Origin of the sequence: Dyadobacter luticola, from assembly GCF_005860805.1 — a bacterium.
Classification (GTDB): Bacteria; Bacteroidota; Bacteroidia; order Cytophagales; family Spirosomataceae; genus Dyadobacter; species Dyadobacter luticola.
In genome coordinates, this window is the sequence record NZ_VCEJ01000002.1 from 2,175,875 (window position 1) to 2,197,570 (window position 21,696).

A 21,696-nucleotide genomic window follows, 5' to 3' on the forward strand; every position below is an offset into this window, starting at 1 on the left:
TTGTCAAGAACTCATTTCTGCCGGAAATAATTGAGAAATTGAATGACTTGTGATAGTCATTCAATTAAAAACGCTACTCCTTACTAAGTAGCTTCCCAATCAACATCTGGCTTTCGTGAAATTCGTGTGAGCCGCTTTGTCCTAGTTTTTGGTTGAGGTCTTTTAAAACCTTTTTGGAATCTTCGGTATTGATGGCGGCTACGCGCTGGATCGTGTATGGCAAAATTTTCGGGAGTTTTGATTGTTCGGCCATTTGCAGGGCGCGTTTCATGTCCAGTGCGGCGAGCGGTTCGGCTGCGTACCATACCAGCAGCGGCAAGTTGTGATCATCTTTATCTTCATCGTGCTGCATCAAGGCTTCCACTACGTCCCAGCGTTGCGCCGGGTCGATCCGGTTCATGGCGGAGGCAAGGTATAGCCTTACCACTGGCGAACTGTCGGTTTTCGCCATTTCTGCGAATTTTTTCAATATTTCAGGAGAGACTGTTTTGTCTTCCATCATCAACTGGATGGCCCAGCTGCGGAGATATTCGCTTTCGTTCGTCAACAAATCAGCGAGTTCTTTGTCGTCGATGCCTTTGGTAACATGTAATGTCCACAACGCACGCAGCTTTTTCGTTACCTCGGGATTCTTGGCCAGAATCTCTTTCAAAGCTTTGTGTACCTTTTTATTCGGGCCGCGCTCCTGTAAAATTGTTCTTGCCTCACGCACATACCACTCATTATCATTGAGTTGATAATTAACCAAATCCATGTCGGAAGCTTTGGTCAGATCCACCTTCACCCACTTATCATTTTCGTGGGTGATCTTGAAAATCCGGCCCATGGTCTTGTCGTGGACATCCGGATTTGGGCTATGACATTGATTTTTGTCATACCAGTCAATCGCCCAAACCGAGCCGCTGGCGTCGTATTTGAAATTCAGCCACTGCGACCACGAGTCATTCATCGCCATAAAATCGGGACGGTGCGAGGCAATGTAGCCCGAACCACTTTTTTCAAAATGATCTATGTTGAGACGTGCACCATTAATGTTGTTCATGAAAATTTCATTGCGGTACTCTTTCGGCCAGCTGTTCCCGAGATAGATCATCGCACCGGCGTGCGCATGTCCGCCGCCAGCCGCCGCCGAGCGGAAGTTTCCTGCATGCGGTCCGCGTTCGCCGAGCCAGTGCACGTGGTCACCGATGGTTTTGATATCGTCGTAAGTAAACTCGTTAAAATGTTTCCCGGCCTGGCGCTGATACCGCGCGCCCTGGATAATGTGGAACATGTGCGGGATCACGCAAACCGTAATGAAAGGGTGACCATAATCATTGAAATCCAGCCCCCAGGGATTGCTCGAACCCTCGGCAAATACTTCAAACTGCTTGGTAACCGGATGCAAACGCCACACGCCTGCATTTAATTTGGTCCTTTCGGAATCCGGAGCGCCAGGTTTGCCAACATTGGAATGTGTGAAAACGCCATGTGTTCCATAAAGCCAACCGTCTGGTCCCCAGCGGAAACTGTTCAATACCTCGTGTGTATCGTGCAAGCCAAAACCGTCCAGCAATATCTGCGGCGGGCCGGCGGGCTTGTCGGTTTTTGGATCAACCGGGATAAAGATCAGGTTAGGTGCAGAACCCAGCCAAACGCCACCCATACCTATTTCAATTCCGCTGATCAGGTTCAGATTTTCGGTAAAAACCTTTTTACTATCGAGGGTACCGTCACCATTGGTGTCTTCCAGAATCAAAATTCGGTCCCTGCCCTGGCCCTCCGGTGCCCGCACCGGGTAAGTATGTCCTTCCACCACCCACAATCTGCCTTTGGGATCAATCGTAAATGCGATCGGTTTGACGACATCCGGCTCGGAAGCGGCCAGAGTCACTTTAAAACCAGCTGGCGGCGTCATCGCAGCAGCGGCTTTTACGCCTGATAATCCGGCATTCAATACCGGATCGAGCGGCGGCAGGATGATAATATCCTGCTGTTTCAGCTCATTAGGGAACTCGGGGCGGGTCGGGTAAAACAGAAACTCGTCAAAATTGATGTGCGCCCATTTGTCATTCGCAATGTAAGGGATCTGCGAGACACCGGTTTCTTTGTCAATGATCCGGATGAAAATGTCTTTCCCAACATATTTCTGCAAATCGACGACGGCAGGCTGCAAAGTTGCGCGGCCCTGGCCAGTAATGTGGTAGATGACGCTGTCGGTCCCGGCAAGGACCAGCTCAACGCGGGTATCCACCAGCGCGCCACCCGAAACTTTGAATGCTGCAAATGGTTGGGTTACTTTAAATGGCACGGACATGAGCGTTCCGGTCAGTTTATAGTTGACATTTCCGCCACTGCTCAGGAAATACTTTCCGTCAAAGCCAATGTTCATATCCTTCTCATGCAGCGGCGAGGGATCTTCGCTCACCAGCGGATTTGTAAATGCATCGCCGGTCGCAGTCCAGTCTTTTAACGTACCTGTTTCAAAATTCAGGTTAAGTGGCTGGCCGTCCTTCATCGGAATTTGCCCGGCAACCGTTTTTTCCTCAACCGAACCTTCCACCACCTCAAAACTTCCCACCATTCCCGCCGCACGGTGCCCAGGTACGGAGCAGAAGTAAGTGTCACTCTCTTTGGCCACAAAATTGATGCTGGTACTCGACCCTTTTTCCAGGATTACCTTGCTTTTGATGCCCATTTTTTCAAGCGAAATGTCGTGGGTCATCAGCTCGCCGTTTGTAATCTTGATGCGTACCTTATCGCCTTTATTGGCTTTTAATGTTGGATTTCGTGCGCCGTCCTGGGCAAAAAAACCAAGCATGGTAGCTTCCAATGCATATTCACGATCATATTTGGCTGTATCTGATTTTGCGGCAGCTGCTTTGGCCGAGGCTGGTTTGGCTTTTTGCGCTATTACCAGATTTTCATTGGTCGAGACGACGATTAACAGGAAGGCTAAAAATTTGTGCATCCGTGTCATATAGTGGGCATTATGGTTTAGAAATTCAAAGGATAAGAAGAAAAGAGAGGGCAGGAAAAATTATACTTATTTGAAAAAATTCAATTTATTTTTGGAAAATTTTCTATTTTTGAAGACTCAATGTTCAGCAAGATGAAAGGTAACTTATCAGATAAATTCAATGATATCGATATGACCAGCAATTTCGCTATTGTCAAGTCTGCCCGGAAGGGGCTCACTACCAAAGTCTTTTATGATTTTGCGGATGCTATCAAAATGCCAGAAAAGAACCTGGCGTCTATCATTAACTTGTCTTCCCGAACAATCAGCAATTACAAGGACGCGCAAAAAAAGCTGGAACCACTTTATGGAGAGCATCTTTTAAAACTCATCGCGCTCTTTAGAAAAGGGGAAATGCTTTTCGGAAATGTGGATGAGTTCAATTACTGGCTGCAAAAGCCGCTCTGGAATTCCGAAGAAAAAGCATCTGCCTGGCTAACAACCAATGGCGGCGTCGATTTTCTGAGCGACGAGCTGGATAAAATGGCACAAGGATATCCGGTATAACATGCTTGTTTACAGGATTGTGCACAAAAATTTTTCTGACAATTTATTTTCCTCCGGCATGAAAGGCCGGTGGAACAGCGCCGGCAACAAGGTACTTTACACCGCAGAATCGATACCGCTGGCATTTCTGGAAAACATGGTACGGCGGCAGGGTGTCGGATTTAATGATGATTTCAAGATCATGTTTATCCATGTTGAAGAGCCATTTTTGATGGAAACTGTTTCTGTAAGCGATTTGCCTGAAACCTGGCGGGACATTTATGACAATTCCGGCTGCGCCCTGAAGGGGGATCAATGGTATCAGGAAAGGAAGTCGCTGGTACTGAAAGTGCCGTCGGCAGTGATGCCGGAAACGTGCAACCTCGTCATCAACACGCTGCATCCCGATTATAAAAAAGTAACATTGGCAGCCGTGACCAACATGGTACCTGATCCCCGGATTGAAGATATTTTAAAGAAGTACGGCCACAGCTGACCGGCTGCTTCAACTCCCACTTCAATTGAAAACTACTTCTTTTTCTGCCGTGAGTCTTCCAGCTTTACCTTCACAATTTTTTTAATCAAATCAATTGGCATCGGTTTATTCAGTGGAAAATGCACCGAACTTTTCGAGCCTTTATAGCCGGCAAGTTCGTCCTGCAACTTTTCGGCCGCAATCCCAATGATCGGGTACAAGGCAATATGCTTTTTCCAGCCAGCGAAGTAAATCACATAAGACCCATTCATATAAAAGGTAGGCATATCATAAGAAATCCGCTCCTCGGCATCAGGAATCACATCCAGGATCGCCGCCCGAACCTCGCTCAACACCGGCTGGACATCAGCTGGAAACCTTGCAATGTATTCGTCGACGGTGGTTGGTTTTTGGGTTGTCATCGGATAAACAGGATTTTTATTAAAATTAATTTCTAGTGTCAAAATACTCATTCCCAGTTATATAGACAAAAAAAAAGCCCTCAAAATGAGGGCTCCCAAACTTAAAAAACTATCAAGCCCCTACTCCGTCTTTCCATAAGCTGCTGCCAGCTCATTCAGCGCAGCATCCTTCAAATGCTCCGATGCAATCACCAGCCGGTAGCGGAAAGTCGTCGATTCGCCTTTCTTCAATTTAAAATTCAATGTTTCTTTTCCGTCACTTAATGCTTTCATTCCCAAAGGATTTACAGCAAACAAACCATAGCCTCGGGCATGCCAGTAAGCCGGGTAACCAACATTTTTCGGGTGGTCGATCATGGCAATGCTGATGTTTTCATCCTTGATCTTGCCGGTTAAATTACACCAGATGGCTCGCTTACCCCAAACCGCCTCGCCCTCGATACCGTTGCTATTGCGGTAGTTGCCGGTGATACCTTCGTTATTCATCACGGGCACTTTGGTGGCGATACCGCTGGCGTCGGTGAAGATTTCCGGTTTGTTGGAAGGAAGTTCCAGCTCCCGTGCGACACGGATAGCGTACATGCCGTCTTTCACGTCGGGCATGTTCACTTCATCCATCACTGCGGTCAGTGTCGTCGAGCGGTCGATCATGCGGGTATCACCTTTTCCGCTGAACACGTAGGTAGTGGTTTCTTTCAATGTCAACTTGCCGTCTTTATCAACCCAGTCGGCGGTTACTTTCAGTTCACCTTTGTCTTTTCCGCTTTTTACGGAAGTGATGCCAGTGTGAATGATCGTTCCGTAAGCGCGCTTGGCATGGTCGACGGCATTGGAGTTGTTCCAATAATCGTTACCATTTACATCCTCGTAGTTCAGCCAGATACCCACGTGGTGCGGGTGGTCCACGCGCTCGCCCGGACGCGGGTCAAGCGGCCAGCCTCGGGTGATAACAGCGCCTTTTCCGGTCATAACCGGGTACAGCACAGCCTTTTTCAGCACTGACTCTCCTGGATAATAGTAGGCTGTAAAAGGCTTTCCGTCAATTTTGACCTCTACCTTTTTATCCTTGTCATTTTTGATCAGATCTACTTTTTGCGCATTTGCCAGCCCGGCCCACGTCGCGAGGGAAACCGTGGCCAGCATTGCCGCTGTATTTTTTAGATTCACTTTGATCCGTTATTTAAATGTTTTATACCAAAAACGGCCAGCTTAGCTCAGCACAATCTCTCTTTTCTTATTGTCCCAGGTAACTCGTTTGCCAGTATGCAGCGCCTGCGTCGCCATCATGGTCGCTACCGAGTGGTTGAAACCTGCGCGCGCCGGTGCATTCGTTTCCTTGCGGCTGCGGATACAATCCATCCAGTTGCGCATGTGCATCGAGGTCATAGGATCGGCGCCGGTATTGGCGTCAGTCGCGATTTTGTCACCTGCTTTCAGCTCCATCGCTGGCAGCAGATTTGCCTGCATACCCATACCTTTGGCATCCTTCGCCTGCAAACCACCTTCCGGAGATATCTTGTTAGTATCCAGGTTGATCATTCCACCATTGGAGAAATAATATTCCTTCACGCCGCCTGCCTCATTGTTGAAACGAGAAGAATAAATCACCTGAAAACCTTTGCTCGGATCGTCAAACGGACCGTACTCAAATGTTGCACTGAATGTATCGGCATTGGTACGACCGTCTTTCCAGGTATAAACACCACCATTCGCTACCACATTACGCGGCGCGTCGAGTCCTGAGAACCAGTGCACAGTGTCGATCTGGTGCGCCATCCACTGTCCCGGGATACCCGATGAGTATGGATAGAACAAACGGAATTCGAGATAAAAACGTGGATTCCAGGCTACTTTTGGTCGGTTCAGCAGGAAGCGGTCCCAGTCGGTGTCTTCCTTCCTGATCTGCTCCACGAGTTCTTTGCGTCTCCACCGGCCGGGCTGGTTCACATTCCAGGTCATTTCCACCGTCGTAATGTCACCGAATTTACCTGATTTGATATAATCGTAAGCCGCCCAATAGTTCGGCGCACTTCTTCTCTGAGAACCCACCTGCACAATTTGTTTCGAACTTTCCACCGCTTTCAATGCAACTTTCGCATCTTCCAGGCTTTCGGCAAACGGTTTTTCAACATATACATCCCGGCCTGATTTCACAGCCTCGGCACAATGCAATGCATGCTGAAAGTCAGCGGTACTGATAATCACCGCGTCCACGTCTTTTCTTGCCAATAACTCTTCATTGTTACGGGCTTTCGCAAATTCATTGGAAGCGTACGGTTTACCTTTCATAAACGCCTCTGCTTCATCGCGGCGACGGTTCCAAAGATCCGAAACACCCATAAATTCGAAATTCATTTCTTTGGCATGGTCCGAAAAGCTGGGTGCAAGCGAACTGCGGAAACGATCGGAAAATCCGATAACGCCGACACGCACACGATCATTGGCGCCGATGATTTTGCGGTAGCTGGCCGCACTGAAAGCATTAGATCCAACCGCAACACCGGCCGAGGCCAATGCTGCATTTTTTATAAATTCCCTTCTGCTGCTCATGATATTCGGTTATGTATAAATGTTAATTTTTGGACTGTTCAGGGGGATATTCCTCTCGGCAATCAGTTGTAAATAACCAATGCCGGATTATCTACTGGTTTTTTTTATGTTTTTTCCGGGGTTCCGAATCATTTGATTTCACGCACTTTCAGGCTGCGGAACGACACATTATCGCCGTGGTCCTGCAACAGCAAGTAGCCTTGCTGCGACATACCGAAACCCTCAAAACCCTTGAATTTCGACTCTGCGACAAACTCTTTGAACTGAGGCGAGCCGCGCACATACTCCACTACTTTATAACCATTCAGGAAATGCTGGACGGTCCCGTCTGTTTTTACCAGAATCCGTCCCTGGTTCCACTCGCCGATTTTTTTTACGGAATTCTTGGGGCGGTCGGCCGGGATCACATCGTAAAATGAGGCGATGGTACGGTTGCCATTTTTGCCCAGTTTTGCATCAGGATGGCGCTCGTCGTCAAGTACCTGATATTCACAGCCGACACCCGATTTTCCATTTGCATTAAATTTCTGGTCGACAAAATATTTCACGCCGCTGTTGGCGCCTTCGGTCAGTTTAAATTCAAACTCGAACTCAAATGCAGGGCCGTAAAGCTTTCGGGTTACGATGTCGTTGCCGGTTTCCGAGCCGTCGGATTTGGCGATGACAATCACGCCGTCGCTGGTGGACCAGCGTTTTGACGGAAATTCAGTCCCGCCATAAGATCTCCACTGGTCAGCCGATTTCCCATCAAACAACAAGGAAAATCCCTGCGCCTTCTCTGCATCCGTCATGCTGTTAGGGATCAGATTCACAATTGCAATGTTGGCTGGCGGGCTGGGTTTCAGGCCGGTGGTTTTGATCCGGATGTTCTTCCAGCTTACCTGCGTTCCTTCCAGATCTTTGCTGCCGATGGCGTGTACCTGCAAGCAAATAAAACCACTCGGCGTCATATCGTCGATTACGTGCGCCACCGGCACACCATTTAAAAATGTCCGGATCGAGCTGCCGATGGCCTCGATGCGGTACTTATTCCAGGCTTCTTTTTTAAATGCTTTTTTTGCTTCGGGATTCAAATCGAGCGGATAGAGCCAGCCTCTTCTTGCTTCATCATATAACCCCGCAGAGTAAGCGCGGTCACTTGGATCGATCTCAACCTGGTAACCATGCACGCGGCCATTTTGATAATCCGGAGTCGAAAGACTTCTGATCTGAATACCGGAATTGAGCTTATTATCAACCTTCACATCCAGTTCCAGGATAAAATCACCGTAATTTTTCTCAGTTGTCAAAAAGGAATTCGGCGTATCCATCACGGAAGTCCCCACGATCGCGCCATCTTTCACTTCATATTTCGCCTGCCCGTTCAACTGCTTCCAGCCCGTCAGGTCTTTCCCATTAAATAAATTCTCCCAGCCATCTTTCGACTTCTGGGCGTGTAGCTGACAAATGGAGATGAGGATGCCAGCGAGTAATAAGGTGAATTTTTTCATGTGTTGATTTTAATGGATACTTTTTGACTACAACGGATACTTCAATGTTTCCGTAATGTACTTTTTATTGATTTCTGCGCAAATAAGCGGCGATTTCTCAGGATCGGGCACACCGTCGAGTTCTACCACGGCCCAGCCTTTGAATTTGATTTTATCCAAAGATTTGAAAACCGCCGGCACATCCACCCTGCCCTGCCCCAGCTCCACAAATTTGTAGCCACTTTTGGTATCCGCGGGCTTGGTATCCTTTAAATGCAGCGAATGGATGATGTTTTTGTACTTGATAACCGCATCCTGCGGCTCGCCGCCACCCTGCTTGTAATGTGCAATGTCGAGCAGCAATTTAATATAACGCGGGTCCATCGCCTGCACAATCACGTCCACTTCTTCCGGCGTTTCGCCAAGCTGGTTCATGTGGTTATGGTACACTGCCTGCACGCCCAGGTCGGCCGTCTGCTTCCCGATCGCATTCATGACTTCCGCAAGCTTTTTTAATTCCTCCGTCGAAGGTGCGCGGTCTTTCGGGCGAAGACTGTTTGTCAGTTGCAAAGCATTGCCACCCAGCGCTTTGACAAAGCTGGCATGTTCCACGTGGGTATCGATGGTACTTTCCAGTTTCGCCGGATCGATCTCCACATTTCCGCTTGAAAACATGCAGAGTGTGAGGTTATTCTTGACCAGCAGATCCTTCAATTCCGAAACTTTGGTACGATATGGTTGAAATGTATTGGCCCGCAACTGAATGCCTTTAAAGCCCAGACCGGCCAGATCTGTAATTGCCTGCTCGTCCTTTCCGCCCCAGGTGATGGCCGAGTAGCCGATTTTAATCTCCCCTTTTTTATTCAAATGTTCAGCCCAGGCCGGCAATGTTACCGCAGATGCAGCGCCCAGGGCCAATGTTTTCAGGAAATCCCTGCGTTGGTAAATATCCATATCGGGTAGGTGTTAGGAAATGAATTCAGTTGTTGTTCTATCAAGACGACATAAATAAGAAAAGCCCCTAAATCGGGGCTTTTCTACTTACTACACCTGCCTTTATTTAGGAATTTCCGTCAAAGGCGGCACATTGTTCTGGAAACCATTGTAGCCCTTGTTTTGATTGATAATGCCACCCGTATTACCCGAAATCGCAGCTTGCGGTACCGGCCACAGCACGTGGTAAGGGCTCATCAGGTACTCGTCGCCGTGGCGGGTTTTTACGCCTTTGTTATAAAAGTCACTCTTCTCAATGATCCGGTCGAAGAAGTAATTGTTATCCGAAAAATCGCTCAGATTGTACGTTTTACCATTTGGCGCAGGTTTTCCGGTCATGGCAAAAATGTACGCAATGCGGGTCAGCTCGGTTTTGCGCGGCTCCTCAAAATACAGCTCCCTGGCGCGCTCATCCAGCACCGTTCCAATGTTGACCTTCGCTGGTAAAATCGCCGCCGCACCAGCTCTCGCCCGCACCGCATTGATATCCTTTGCTGCATTCGCCAGGTCACCTTTCCAGGTATACGCCTCAGCACGAAGAAGATAAGTTTCTGCCAGACGGAAAACATACCAGTCAGTGTTCCCACCCGTCGGCTGCACTTTCAGAGGGTCCTCGATAAACAATTTGTAATTCGGCCAGTCGAACCAGCAGCGGATCGTGTCGATCGTCAGAATTGCACCGGCTGCATTGCGGAACTGCAGGTTTTTACCGTAATATGGATCAGTGCCTTTGATGGTCGGGTTGTTGTAAACCAGATCTTCCATTCTTGTCCAGTTACCCGGCGCATGGCGCAGATCTTTCGGGTCATCCCAAACGCCTTCCTGCGAATAGTAAGTCGGGCGCACGCGGCCAATCCCACGGCCGTATTTCGTAATCTCATCAATCTCAATGCCGTACGTATCAATTGTCCCGCGGTTTCCGGCAGGGGTATTGATGTTGTTATGCCAAAAAGGAACCGTATTCCGCATCAGCTGGATACCGCCGTCAATGTTACCGTCGATACTCACCCTGTCGATCACCATCATCAAACCTTCGGTATTGGAAGGCAGCGATTTGTTGGCAGGACGGTGCAAATCCCAGATCACATTTCGTGCCGCATTGTTGGCGTCCAGTCCAAACCGCGTTGTCATTAATTTATGCGTTCCGCCATCGATCACATTTGTGGCAGATTTAATCGCATCATCAAACTTGCCCAGCGCCAGGTTTATTTTGGTCAATAAATGACTTACAGAACCTTTATTCACCGTTCCTTTATCTGTCACAGCCGGCACCCACTGCTCTGCAAATTCCAGATCTTCTTTCATTTTTTGTAAAATGACCTCTCTTTTCGTCGATTGAAAATCCAGCTTTGGCCCGATCACCTCGTCCAAAATTAAGGGTACGTCTCCAAATTGCTGCGTCAGACGATAATACCGGCACGCTCTGTGAAAGTAAGCCGCACCCAGGATCGCATTCTTTTCAGCTTCATCTTTATAGTTCGTCGGCTGGTTAATCCTGGAAATCACCACATTGGCATATTTCACACCTTTAAATCCTTCCGACCAATACCAGCCAATTTTGTTGTAATCACCATTATTCAGCTGCGCGTCAGGTGTGATCAGCAGATTCATATTCTGCGCCGGGCCCGATTTGTCGGTAGTACCTTCCACGGCAATGTCGGAGAAAATCGCTTCGGTTACCATCGGAGGCGCGTCACCATACCATTCCAGGCGCATATTTCTTTCGCATGCCACGAGTGCCGAGCGCAGACCGCCCGCTTCGTTAAATGTTTCGTCAGGGTTGTAAAATGATAATGCTTCTGGACTGAGGTAGCTCTCCTTGCAGCTCACAAATGTGGCCAGACCGGCAGTGAGCAGCAGCGACAAAATGCGTTTTGAACTCTTATATGTTGTTTTCATTTCAATTCAGGATTTTAGTTCAGGATTAAAGGGTAATGTCTAATCCAATGGTAAAAATGCGCGGGCTCGGTACCGACACCGACAGGTTGGTGTTGTTGCTGTTGTTCGTCCCGTTTTCAGGGTCCCAGAAATCCCACCCGGAGATGTAACCCAGGTTCCGCACATTGCCGTAAATCCGGAGGTTTTGTATCGCGATCTTCTGAACAAGCTGCTTCGGAAGTGTGTAGGCCAGCGCTATGCTTTCGAAACGCAGGAAAGATTTGCTTTTATAATAAGTATAACCTGTTGCCGAACCTTCGCTGGAATATAATCTCGCCCACTCATTATTCCGGTTTTCCGCCGTCCAGTACGGGAGCACATAGGAGCTGCTGCGATCGGGGAAGCCCTGGCGGTTTTTGGTTTGGTTAAATTCTCCTTTTTGACCTAAATAAGAATACACCATGAACGAAGCGTCCCAATTTTTATAGACTTTAAATTCGTTGCGAAGCGTCAACCTCACACGTGGAGAGGTAAAGCCCTGGAAAACCTTGTCGTCATTGGTATATTTTCCATCATTATTGACGTCCAAAATCTTGTGATCACCAGGTTTTACACCATACTTAGCAGCGGCGTCGGCTTCCTCCGTCTGCCACACACCCAGCACTTTATAGTTCCAGATCTCATCCACCGCATGTCCGATAAACCAGCGGTTGGTAATATCGTCGGCTTCCCGGGTCGTGGTGTTTCCGTTAGCGTCGGTGGTTGTTTGCGTGGTACCGTACAAGTGGACAATCTTGTTCCGGTTCATCTGCATATTCAATGTCGTGCGCCAGGTCAGGTTGTCTTTTTTAATATTGGTCGAATTGAGGCTGAGCTCGATACCTTTATTGTCCACTTGTCCCAGGTTATCAAGTACATAGTCGAAACCCAGTACGTTTGGTAAAGCTCTCCTCACCAGCAGATCGTGGGTGGACGATTTATATAATTCCAGACTTCCGTCGATCAGGCTGTTAAATAATGAGAAGTCAAAACCAAAGTTTAAAGAGTTCGTCCGCTCCCATTTAAGGTTCGGGTTTGCCATACGGTCCACATATAACTGACTGACCTGGTACACTGTACCTGCCGGATTGACGTGCAGGTATTTGCCCGTCGCGAGATTAGATAATGCATCGTAGCGCCCAATGTCGCGGTTACCGTTGCTACCGTACGAGACACGCAGCTTTCCGTAGTTGATAATGTTATTTTTCAAAAACGGCTCATCCGTAAACACCCAGCCCAATGCTGCCGACGAGAATAATGCGCGTGGATTCTTCTGACCAAATGCAGAATAACCATCGCGGCGGGTCGACAAAGTGACCATGTACCGGTCTTTGAATGAATAAAACAGGCGGCCCATCAGGGCGTCGGCCGTGCTCGTTTCGTCGTTGCTCCACATGATCGGCGCGTTACCTGCGCCCATATTGTGGTAGCCCAGGTTATCATTTGGCGCGAAACCTTTGTTGGAAATACTATCGTCCCACATTCTGAAACGCTCGGCATTGATCAGGAAAGTGGCGTCAATGTTGTGGTTTTGGGCGATGGTTTTGTTCCATTTAAAAATGTTGTCCAGCTGCCAGCTCAATGTGCGGGTATCTCTCCGGGAAGCCCTTCCCCCCTCTGCAACCCAGTCCATACTTTTGGAAGATTCGGCATTGTAGCGGTGCGAAAACTCATACCGGGGCGTAAAATTGGCCTGGTAACTGATGCCAAAAGGCAGCGCAATTTTGGCAAAAACCACATTATTGACCGTAATCGACCCTTTGTCACGATCCGTAAAACTTGGCGCATAATTGGGGTGGTTACCTCCACTCGCCTCTTCATTGGGCCGCCATTTGTAGGTTCCATCCGGATTGAACTCCGAACCCCAGGGCGAAAGATTGGCCGCAAAATTATAATCAACCGGCACCTGGCTTTCGTCGCGGCTGGCAAACTGCGTGCTCAAACCGACGGACAAAAATTTATTCACTTTTCCTTCCAGGTTCACCCGCGCCCGCACCGTGCTGTACTTGTCACCCACCACAATACCTTCATTGCTCAGATATCCCAGCGACATATAATAAGTTACCCGGTCGTTTTTACCGGACAAACTCACGGTATGATCCTGCCGAAATGCTTTCTGGAACACTTTACTGTACCAGTCCACACTTTTTCCGGCTTTATAGTTTTGTATTTCAATGGATTGCAAACCCAGACGCTGCAACCAGACCGTTTCGGGATCGCCTGCCGAGCCGTCAAAAGCGAGCCACTGATCGAGGGTAACATCCGAGGGCAGATTGTTGGGATTGGTAAACCGGCTTGGCTGAGCACTTGCGTTAATGTTTCGCATTACTTCCGCACGCCAGGTCAGAAAACCGTCCGGGCTAAGTACCGGCTGATTCTTAGCGACTTCCGAAAAGCCAAAGTTCGTATTTACATTGATGAGCGTCTTGCCTTCTTTTCCCTTTTTGGTTGTAACCAAAATCACCCCGCTCGCAGCTTTCGCACCAAATACCGCCGCCGAACTGGCATCTTTCAAGACATCAACGGTTTCAATATCATTGGGGTTAATATCTTCTAAACCACCATAATAGATTGCGCCATCGAGTACCACCAGCGGACTGCTGCCAGCCGTCAGCGAATTCACACCCCGCACAGCCACGTTGCCACCGCCTTTCGCAGACGCCGAAAACCCGACATTCATACCCGGAATGTTACCACGAAGTACGTCCTGCACAGATTGCGGGTTTTCATTATCGAGCTTCGTCGCATTGATCTGTGAAACTGCACCGGTGAGGTCACGCTTTTTCAAAGTACCGTATCCCACGACAACTACCTCGTCCAGTGTCTTTTGGTCGGTGGCCAATATAATGTCCACCACGCTGGCATTGCCAATTTCTTTTTCCTGGGTGAGAAAGCCCACGGCGGAAAAAACCAGCACCTGGCTGCCGTCCGCCACATTGATTTGGTACTTGCCGTCAATATCGGTCGTGGTCCCGGTGGTAGTTCCTTTTACAATAACTGTTACGCCGGGGACAGGCGTGTTATCATCTTTGGAGAGCACTTTGCCGGTGACCGATTTGTCGGCCCGGGACGGCTCAGGAAGTGTGATTTTGGTGGCGCCGGCAGCGGGATGAATGACTTGGAATAATGCCAGCAAACCACCCAAAGTCACCCTCAAAAGGCACTTTGTAAATCCTTTTTTCATGAACAGGTTTAGTTACGGTGAGGTAAAAGTTTTTATATCAATTTACCAAGACGTAGTAGCATCTTTTCTTCCCCTACATGAAGAACTTCGAGCCACTTCTACAAACCTGCTTTTTGTTACCGTAGGTTATTTGAAAATTTGTACTCCTGGAAGAGCATGAATATTTCCGTAACTCATTATCAAAATGTTGTCAATATCTCCATGGCATTTTAGTGTATCTAAAAAATACTAAAAAAATATCACGGATTGAGGCAATTTCTGCCTCGATCCGTGATATAATGCCAGGAGTTGAAACCCTGGTCTGGCTGTTTTTAATCTGTGATCTTTGCTTTTTTTAACTCTTAATACCCAGGATTTTGCGGGAAGCCTGAGCTGCCGTCAGGACCTTTTTCAGAGCGGTCGATCTGCGTTTGCGGGATCGGACGGAGCAGGTTGGTTTCTTTTACATTGGCCGCTGCATCAACATTGTATTTCTTCACACGTTCCACCAGGTTACCCCAACGTTTCAGGTCCAGCCAGCGGGTTTGCTCGCCCAGCAGCTCACGTCCGCGTTCTTCCATCAGGAATTCGAAAGTCATTTCAGATTCCTTGATTTCCATCGCAGCCTCTTTGCCAGGCCATGCTGCACGGCGACGTACCATGTTGATATTTTTTGTTGCGTCGGCCACTTTTTTCTGCATCAACTGCGCCTCAGCCAACATTAAGTAAGTATCTGCCAAACGGAATGCCAGGAAATCGCGGCTACCTGCTTCGTACGTTTTGTCAGGACGAAGCGGGTCCATGAACTTCACATTGGTCGGGAAGAGCGACAGGTTGTACAAGCTCGGTACCAGCACTTGGTAAGGTTTCTTGGCGCGTTGCTCCAAAGTCCATTCCACACCCGGAACGAAGATCGTTGTATCGCCGGTTTTGAATGTCACCGATTTTTTAGAGTTATCAAAAACGTTGGTAAATGTTCCTCCGGCTGTGTTGCAAAGCCATGTATCGCGGAAAGTTTTCTTGTAGCGCGAATCATTTACGCGGTCTTTAAAAACCACATCCAGCGTATAAGGAGTTGGTTTCAGACGTTTGAAAGGACGACCGTATGCGATATCGCGCTGCATACCTGCCTGCACATCGTACTGCATCCCGAACAAAAGGTGCAGGTTATTTCCCGATCCGTTGGTCAAAGCGTCCGAGGTATATTGCACCGAGAATACCACTTCGTCATTGATTTCGCCCGCGCCCTGTGCAAATACAGATGCAAAATCAGGCAGCAATTTAAAACCGTAATTGTTGATCACATTCTGCGCATAAGTCTCGGCTTTGGAATAATCATCCGCTGCTTTGGACGAAGAAGTAGCTTTTGTCAGATATACTTTGGCCAGCAAATGCTCGGCTGCAGCTTTGGTCACGCGGCCGTAATCCGAAGATCTTGCTTTATTTTCCAATCCCGGTAGCGCAGATTCCAGGTCGGAAATGATTGCTGCATACATTTCATCGCTCGAAGCGCGCGCCGTTTTTTTCGTAGGCAGCACGGTTTCGGTCAGCCTGAGATCCACGCCGCCAAATTGTTGGAATAAAATGAAATAATACTGTGCACGAAGGAATTTTACCTCCGCGATGCGCTGAGTTTTAATCGCATCCGTAACACCGGTGATCGCAGGCGCACGCTCGATGAGGGCATTGCACGTGTTGATCCCTTTGTAAAGCTCGTCCCACAATTCCTGGATAATTACTACTGTACCGATCAGCTGCGAATCGTAAAAGTGAAACCCTTTGTAGCTGCCGTCCGCACCCGCCGAATAAAGGTCCGTTCCGTATTCGGTCATGGACAAACCTCTTTCTGTTCCGTAAAAGTTGCGGAGGGAGGAATAAGCGGCGTTTACGGTAGAGTTAAAACCGGCGGTGCTGTTCAGATAATCATCACCAATACTGGAAATTACCTTTTCATCCAGCAGATCTTTACACGACTGTCCGGCCAGCATCATGGCCGACAAGCACATTACCGTGAGCGATTTTTTTAATTTAATATGTCTCATTTTGATATTTTTAAAAATTTTGGAACAGACCTCTTAAAACTTCACGTTCAGACCGAATGTCGAAACTCTTGTGGCAGGCGTAACATCATTATTGACATTTCCATCAGCGGACTCAGGATCGATACCGTTGTATTTCGAACGATATTTTGAGAAAATAAACGGCTGCTGAATGCTGGCAAACAAGCGAAGCGACTCGATACCCAGTCTCTGCGTGAATTTCTGGGTGAAAGTGTAACCAAAGTTGATGTTACGTACTTTGACAAACGAACCGTCGAAGTAAATAAACGAGGTATTGTAAACCGGAAATTCCTGGTTGAAGTTAGGTCTTGGAAATTCGTTGGTCGGGTTGTTTGGCGTCCAGTAATCCACTTTGATCTGGTTGTAGCGGCCTTGCAGGGTCAAGCTGTTCTGGTGGAACTTGCTGACAATTTTCTGTCCGACGCGGGCAAAAATGAAAAACGACAAGTCAACACCTTTGTAGCTGAAACGGTTGGTAATACCACCCTGCCATTTTGGAATGTCCGAGCCTAGGATCACGCGGTCGTTCGCAGTGATTTTACCATCGCCGTCCGTATCCTGCAACTTCACCTGACCTACGCTGAAACCGTAAGACTTCGCAGCGTCAGCCTCATTGGTTTGCCAGATTCCCAGTTTTTTGTAGTCAAAAAACGAGTTAAGCGGCTTTCCGATAAACCATTTGTTTCCTGTATCGTCGACTTTACCATTATAAAGAGAGACGATCGCCTCGTTGTTTTTGTAAAAAGTAAAATCGGTAGTCCATTTAAATCCACCCTTCGAGCTGATGTTGACAGTCGATACACCAAGCTCGATACCGCGGTTCCTGGTTTCACCCACGTTGCGGGTTACGGCGTTAAAACCGGTAGAAGTTGGCAGCTGGTCAGATAAAAGCAAGTCGGTAGTGTTGGTTTGGTACAATTCAAGAGAACCGGAAACACGGCCCGAGAAGAAGCTGAAATCAATACCTAAGTTTTTCGAAGCCGAAGATTCCCATTTCAAATCAGGGTTACCGATCGTATTCGGGCGATAACCGTATGCTGCGGCAGTTCCGAAAGCGTAAGAAGTACGGGCTACCAATGCCTGTGTCTGGTAAGGCGAAACACCCTGGTTACCAGTCTTTCCATAGCTGGCGCGAATTTTCAACTGGTCGATCCAGGATACGCTTTTCAGGAAATTTTCATTGTTCAAATTCCAGGCAACTGCTACCCCTGGGAATGTACCATATTTGGTATTCTCCCCGAAACGGCTGGAACCATCGCGGCGGGCTGTCACAGTCACCAGGTATTTATCATTGTAATCGTAGTTCAAACGCAGCATGTAGGAGTTCAATGTCCACTGGATCAGGTTACTACCTACACCCAGCACAGTTGCAGCGTTGCCCACGTTCAAAAACTCCTGGTTTTCGACCGGTACGCCTTGCACAGACACGTTATTGTATTCAAAATTGTCGTGTTGAACCGACTGAACCGCCGTAACATTCAGGTTATGAACATTATTGAATGTCTTGGAGTAAGTAAGAATGTTTTCAAGGGTGTAGTTAAATCCAAACTGGCTGTTGGTAGCGGCCGTCGGGTTACCCCCTTTGATATCATTGGTTTGCGCACCTACAAACCGGCCTGCGCGTGAAAGCGAAAAGTCGGGACCGAAGTTCACACGGTATTTCAAGCCGCTCAAAATGTTGACTTCTGCATAAACGCTGTTCAGTATACGATACTTTTTCGTCTCGTCGATCTGCGCACCTTTTACGAGTTCCGCCATCGGGTTTGTCAAAAGCGCATCGCTGGTTTGCGCAAAAATCAGCTTGCCATCGTCGTCGTAAGCCCTTGCTAGCGGGTTCTGGCCCAATGTATAACCGTAAGGGTTCCGGTTTGCTCCGTTGCGAAGACTATACATTGTATAAGAAGAAATACCCACTTTGATCACCTTGTTAATGTTGTGATCAATGTTCACGCGCACCGAAGTTCTTGTAAAATCAAGTCCCGGAATTACACCCTTATCTTTGAAAAACCCACCTGAAATGTAGAATTGCGTCTTTTCATTTCCACCCTGCACCCCAACGGTGTGGTTTTGCTGGAAGCCCTGGCGGATCATCATTTTCTGGTAATCCGTCGTGCGGTTTTTGGCAATACCGTCCAGCTCAATCGGTTCAAACAGTTTCGAATCCGCATATTCATCGATCACGCCCGTCGGCACAGGATTTCCGTTGGCATCTTTATAGGTACCGATCGTTCTTCTGGATTCTCTTTTCAACTCCGCATAACCTGGGCCATCGAGCAATTTCACTTTGTCCAATGCGTCAGTTACACCCACATAAGTATCATAAGTAACCGTTGTTTTTCCTTTTGGAGCACCTCTTTTGGTGGTGATCAAAACCACACCATTCGCACCTCTTGCACCATAAATTGCGGTCGAAGTTGCGTCTTTTAGGATTTCCATGGACGCCACATCATTCGGGTTAAGATCCTCATAACCACCGGATACGAAGTCAAAAGGCCTTGTCGCTGCCAGTTCATTACGGTCACCCGAAAGCGGGATACCGTCAACCACGTACAGCGGGTTATTACCAGCATTAAAAGAGCGACGACCGCGGATGGTAATCTTTGGCGTAGTACCAGGCTTGCTACCCGATTGCGCCACATCCACCCCCGCCACACGACCTTGCATTGCCTGCCCTACGTTGGTAACCGGCATTTCACTGATCATTTTGGAAGAAACAGAAGAAATCGCACCCGTCAGCTGGCTCTTCTTCTGGGTACCGTACCCCACCACCACTACTTCACTCAATGTTTTCAAATCACCCACCAGCACAATATCAATCACACTTTTCGCACCGACGGCCACCTCCTGGGTCACGAAACCCACGGCCGAGAATACGAGTACGGCATTGTTGTCGGGCACATCAATTTTAAATGTTCCGTCCACGTCGGTGTTGGTACCGCTCCGACTGCCTTTCACCACCACGGAAACGCCCGGAATAGACTGATTGTCTTCGGCCGCCGTGATTTTTCCGGTAATCGTTTTGTCAATTGTCACCGCCGCACTTGCACTACCCGCGGTCCCTGCAAAAGTTTGTGCAGAATAACCCGTAACAATTAAACCGACCATGGTCCACCGCAATAAGCAATGTCCAACAGTTGTAAAGTTTTTTTTCATACGCCTAAATAGATTGCCATTAAAAGTTCCTGATTAGTAATTGCTTGACGAACATTGATTTAAATACCCCTACAAATAATAATATCCTTTCTAAATATATTCAAACAGTATTTAGCCGGTTACATCATGACTTGGGTTGGGGTGCTGGGGACGAGGTTTTACAAGATGAATTCCAAAACGCATTATTGAATAATTCCAATAAGTATATTATTTGTACATATAGTGCAATTTGAAAAGATGGTTGAGGATAGGTATTTGCTCAGAGACTTTGAACGATTTGCCTCTTTTTATTTATGCAAACGTTGTCGGGAACGTTGCCACAATATGCCAGAACAAATAAATAATTGTAAAATATTCACAAATATTTAATCAATATTATCCATTTCAAAAATGTTGATCGGACACTTATTGAACTATACCAAGATTAAAATAAAATGATCTTTTACAAGAAACCTTGTTTTCAGGACACCAGGGCACAAGTAACAGCAGCGAAGGCAGCAGAAAATTGTTTAAGAAATTCGGAAGAAATCAGAGACTTGAGAAGATAAAATAGAACATAAACACGAGGAAGGTCAGGGACATGACGATCAGGATGATCCCTTTGACAAAGAAATTATCCGTCCCGGAGCTGGGATTTTTCTTCTTCGCGTCACGGTCGCCCATCATATCCAGCGAATTCCGAATCCTACCCCATAACGAATTGACATCCTGGCTGCTAAGCATATCCGGACGCCAGTCCGATGCCAGCAGCACGAGCTCGCGGGCCTTTTCGACGGTGTCTTTTCGCGAAGGATATTTGAGGATCCAGTTCTCCCAAAAAGAGCGAATGGGTGGGTCGTCAGGAAAACGCACCCATCTAATGAAGAGGTTTTCCATCGCCAACTCCTCAGCCGATAACTCTGAAAACGGTTTCATTTTTAGCACGTTAATTGTTTTCCATAATCAAACCCAACCAGATTATCCGTAAGTCCCTGGTTAAATATTTGTTAAGGCTTTCATATGTAAAAAAGGACTCGGATCACCGATTATACTCACTGTTGACGAATCGGTTTTTGCCATAGAAACCACCCCGCCGGTGAACCGGAAACAGCTGTTAAAATATTTTTTTCTGCCGAGCATATGACATTGCTTTCTCAATTGTCTTGCAGAAAACAGCGTCATCGACCAAACTTCTTCTCACGATTGAAGCATTGAAAAACTTGCGCCGTTTTTCAGTACCCATATATATTTGGCGCTACACACTATACTCACATTGAATTTGCGAAACTATCCAAAGGTCCCCGAGGCCGATCTTCTGACATTACTTGCCGCCAATAACAAGCTGGCTTTCAGGCAACTTTATTCGACTTATTACGGTAGAGTTCATGCTTACGCGCTGAAATTCCTGAGGTCCTCCGAGCTGGCTGACGACATTGTCCAGGATGTGTTCACAAGTGTCTGGGAAAACCGGACAAAACTCGGTTCCGTCAAATGTATCCAGGCATATTTATTCGCAGTCTGCAAAAATAAAACCCTGAATGTCCTCGCCCGCGCTGCGATGGAAACAAGTATTAAGGAGGTCATTTCAAATGATATGCAGCATTTTCACAGAGATGTGGAAGACAAATTCATGAAAGACGACTTCGAATATTTCCTGAATGTGGCCATCAGGAAACTTCCGCCGCAAAGGCAACTCGTTTTCAGATTGTGCAAGATGGACGGAAAATCTTACGAAGAAGTAGCATGCAGAATGGGCATTTCAGTCGGGACAGTCAACGACCACATCGTAAAAGCCCTGCGTTTCCTCCGAAATTGTTTGCTCCAAAGCTGCGAGATTTCCTCGAACCCGCCGGGTTAAGATTAAAAAATGGCTGATTTCACCAAAAAATTTCCGCGCGAGCATATGGTTATGCCTTCCCGATTGTCTTGAGTTTAAAAGTCAAATTTTTCACTTCATCTAAATTTTGGAATCATGAAAACTGGAAATCTTATTGTCGGAATTATGCTTTCGCAAGCCTTGACATTTTCATG

Annotated in this window: 14 protein-coding genes; 3 read left to right on the forward strand and 11 right to left on the reverse strand. The window is 47.5% G+C overall.

Annotated features, from left to right (window positions below; translation table 11 throughout):
- Window positions 1–73: 73 nt before the first annotated feature.
- The gene (locus FEN17_RS09170) at window positions 74–2,959 is read right to left on the reverse strand and encodes a PVC-type heme-binding CxxCH protein (RefSeq protein ID WP_138364956.1); all 2,886 of its coding nucleotides are present in this window, start codon (window positions 2,957–2,959) and stop codon (window positions 74–76) included.
- A 120-nt stretch (window positions 2,960–3,079) separates the two neighbouring features.
- Between FEN17_RS09170 and FEN17_RS09175 the strand changes: the two genes are divergently transcribed.
- Both FEN17_RS09175 and FEN17_RS09180 read left to right on the forward strand, forming a co-directional pair.
- A complete protein-coding gene (locus FEN17_RS09175; protein ID WP_138364957.1) occupies window positions 3,080–3,505 on the forward strand; it encodes an antitoxin Xre-like helix-turn-helix domain-containing protein in 426 nt (141 codons plus the stop codon).
- A gap of 1 nt (window position 3,506) precedes the next feature.
- Entirely contained in the window at window positions 3,507–3,980 is a 474-nt protein-coding gene (locus FEN17_RS09180; RefSeq protein ID WP_138364958.1) for an RES family NAD+ phosphorylase, read from the forward strand.
- A gap of 32 nt (window positions 3,981–4,012) precedes the next feature.
- Here FEN17_RS09180 and FEN17_RS09185 read toward each other — a convergent pair whose 3' ends face one another.
- The 10 genes from FEN17_RS09185 to FEN17_RS09230 form a co-directional block, all read right to left on the reverse strand.
- Window positions 4,013–4,381: an iron chaperone gene (locus FEN17_RS09185; RefSeq protein ID WP_138364959.1), complete on the reverse strand. Its 369-nt coding sequence runs from the start codon at window positions 4,379–4,381 to the stop codon at window positions 4,013–4,015.
- Between the two features lie 120 nt (window positions 4,382–4,501).
- Complete coding sequence (locus FEN17_RS09190) at window positions 4,502–5,524, reverse strand: DUF6807 domain-containing protein (RefSeq protein WP_138365320.1); 1,023 nt, start codon at window positions 5,522–5,524, stop codon at window positions 4,502–4,504.
- 66 nt (window positions 5,525–5,590) lie between these two features.
- Window positions 5,591–6,931, reverse strand: a complete 1,341-nt coding sequence (locus FEN17_RS09195; RefSeq protein ID WP_138364960.1) for a Gfo/Idh/MocA family protein — start codon at window positions 6,929–6,931, stop codon at window positions 5,591–5,593.
- Between the two features lie 128 nt (window positions 6,932–7,059).
- On the reverse strand, window positions 7,060–8,421 hold the full coding sequence (locus FEN17_RS09200) for a 3-keto-disaccharide hydrolase (RefSeq protein ID WP_138364961.1): 1,362 nt from the start codon (window positions 8,419–8,421) through the stop codon (window positions 7,060–7,062).
- Between the two features lie 27 nt (window positions 8,422–8,448).
- Window positions 8,449–9,354: a sugar phosphate isomerase/epimerase family protein gene (locus FEN17_RS09205; RefSeq protein WP_138364962.1), complete on the reverse strand. Its 906-nt coding sequence runs from the start codon at window positions 9,352–9,354 to the stop codon at window positions 8,449–8,451.
- 102 nt (window positions 9,355–9,456) lie between these two features.
- Entirely contained in the window at window positions 9,457–11,292 is a 1,836-nt protein-coding gene (locus FEN17_RS09210) for a RagB/SusD family nutrient uptake outer membrane protein (RefSeq protein ID WP_138364963.1), read from the reverse strand.
- A 25-nt stretch (window positions 11,293–11,317) separates the two neighbouring features.
- Window positions 11,318–14,494: a SusC/RagA family TonB-linked outer membrane protein gene (locus FEN17_RS09215; RefSeq protein WP_138364964.1), complete on the reverse strand. Its 3,177-nt coding sequence runs from the start codon at window positions 14,492–14,494 to the stop codon at window positions 11,318–11,320.
- 341 nt (window positions 14,495–14,835) lie between these two features.
- The gene (locus tag FEN17_RS09220; protein WP_138364965.1) at window positions 14,836–16,515 is read right to left on the reverse strand and encodes a RagB/SusD family nutrient uptake outer membrane protein; all 1,680 of its coding nucleotides are present in this window, start codon (window positions 16,513–16,515) and stop codon (window positions 14,836–14,838) included.
- Between the two features lie 33 nt (window positions 16,516–16,548).
- A complete protein-coding gene (locus tag FEN17_RS09225; protein WP_229208746.1) occupies window positions 16,549–19,686 on the reverse strand; it encodes a SusC/RagA family TonB-linked outer membrane protein in 3,138 nt (1,045 codons plus the stop codon).
- A gap of 528 nt (window positions 19,687–20,214) precedes the next feature.
- On the reverse strand, window positions 20,215–20,601 hold the full coding sequence (locus FEN17_RS09230) for a hypothetical protein (RefSeq protein WP_138364966.1): 387 nt from the start codon (window positions 20,599–20,601) through the stop codon (window positions 20,215–20,217).
- Window positions 20,602–20,944: 343 nt separating this feature from the next.
- Here FEN17_RS09230 and FEN17_RS09235 point away from each other — a divergent pair, with 343 nt between their 5' ends.
- Window positions 20,945–21,523 (forward strand): RNA polymerase sigma-70 factor, encoded by a 579-nt coding sequence (locus tag FEN17_RS09235; RefSeq protein ID WP_171037879.1) that lies wholly within the window; start codon window positions 20,945–20,947, stop codon window positions 21,521–21,523.
- Window positions 21,524–21,696 lie beyond the last annotated feature (173 nt).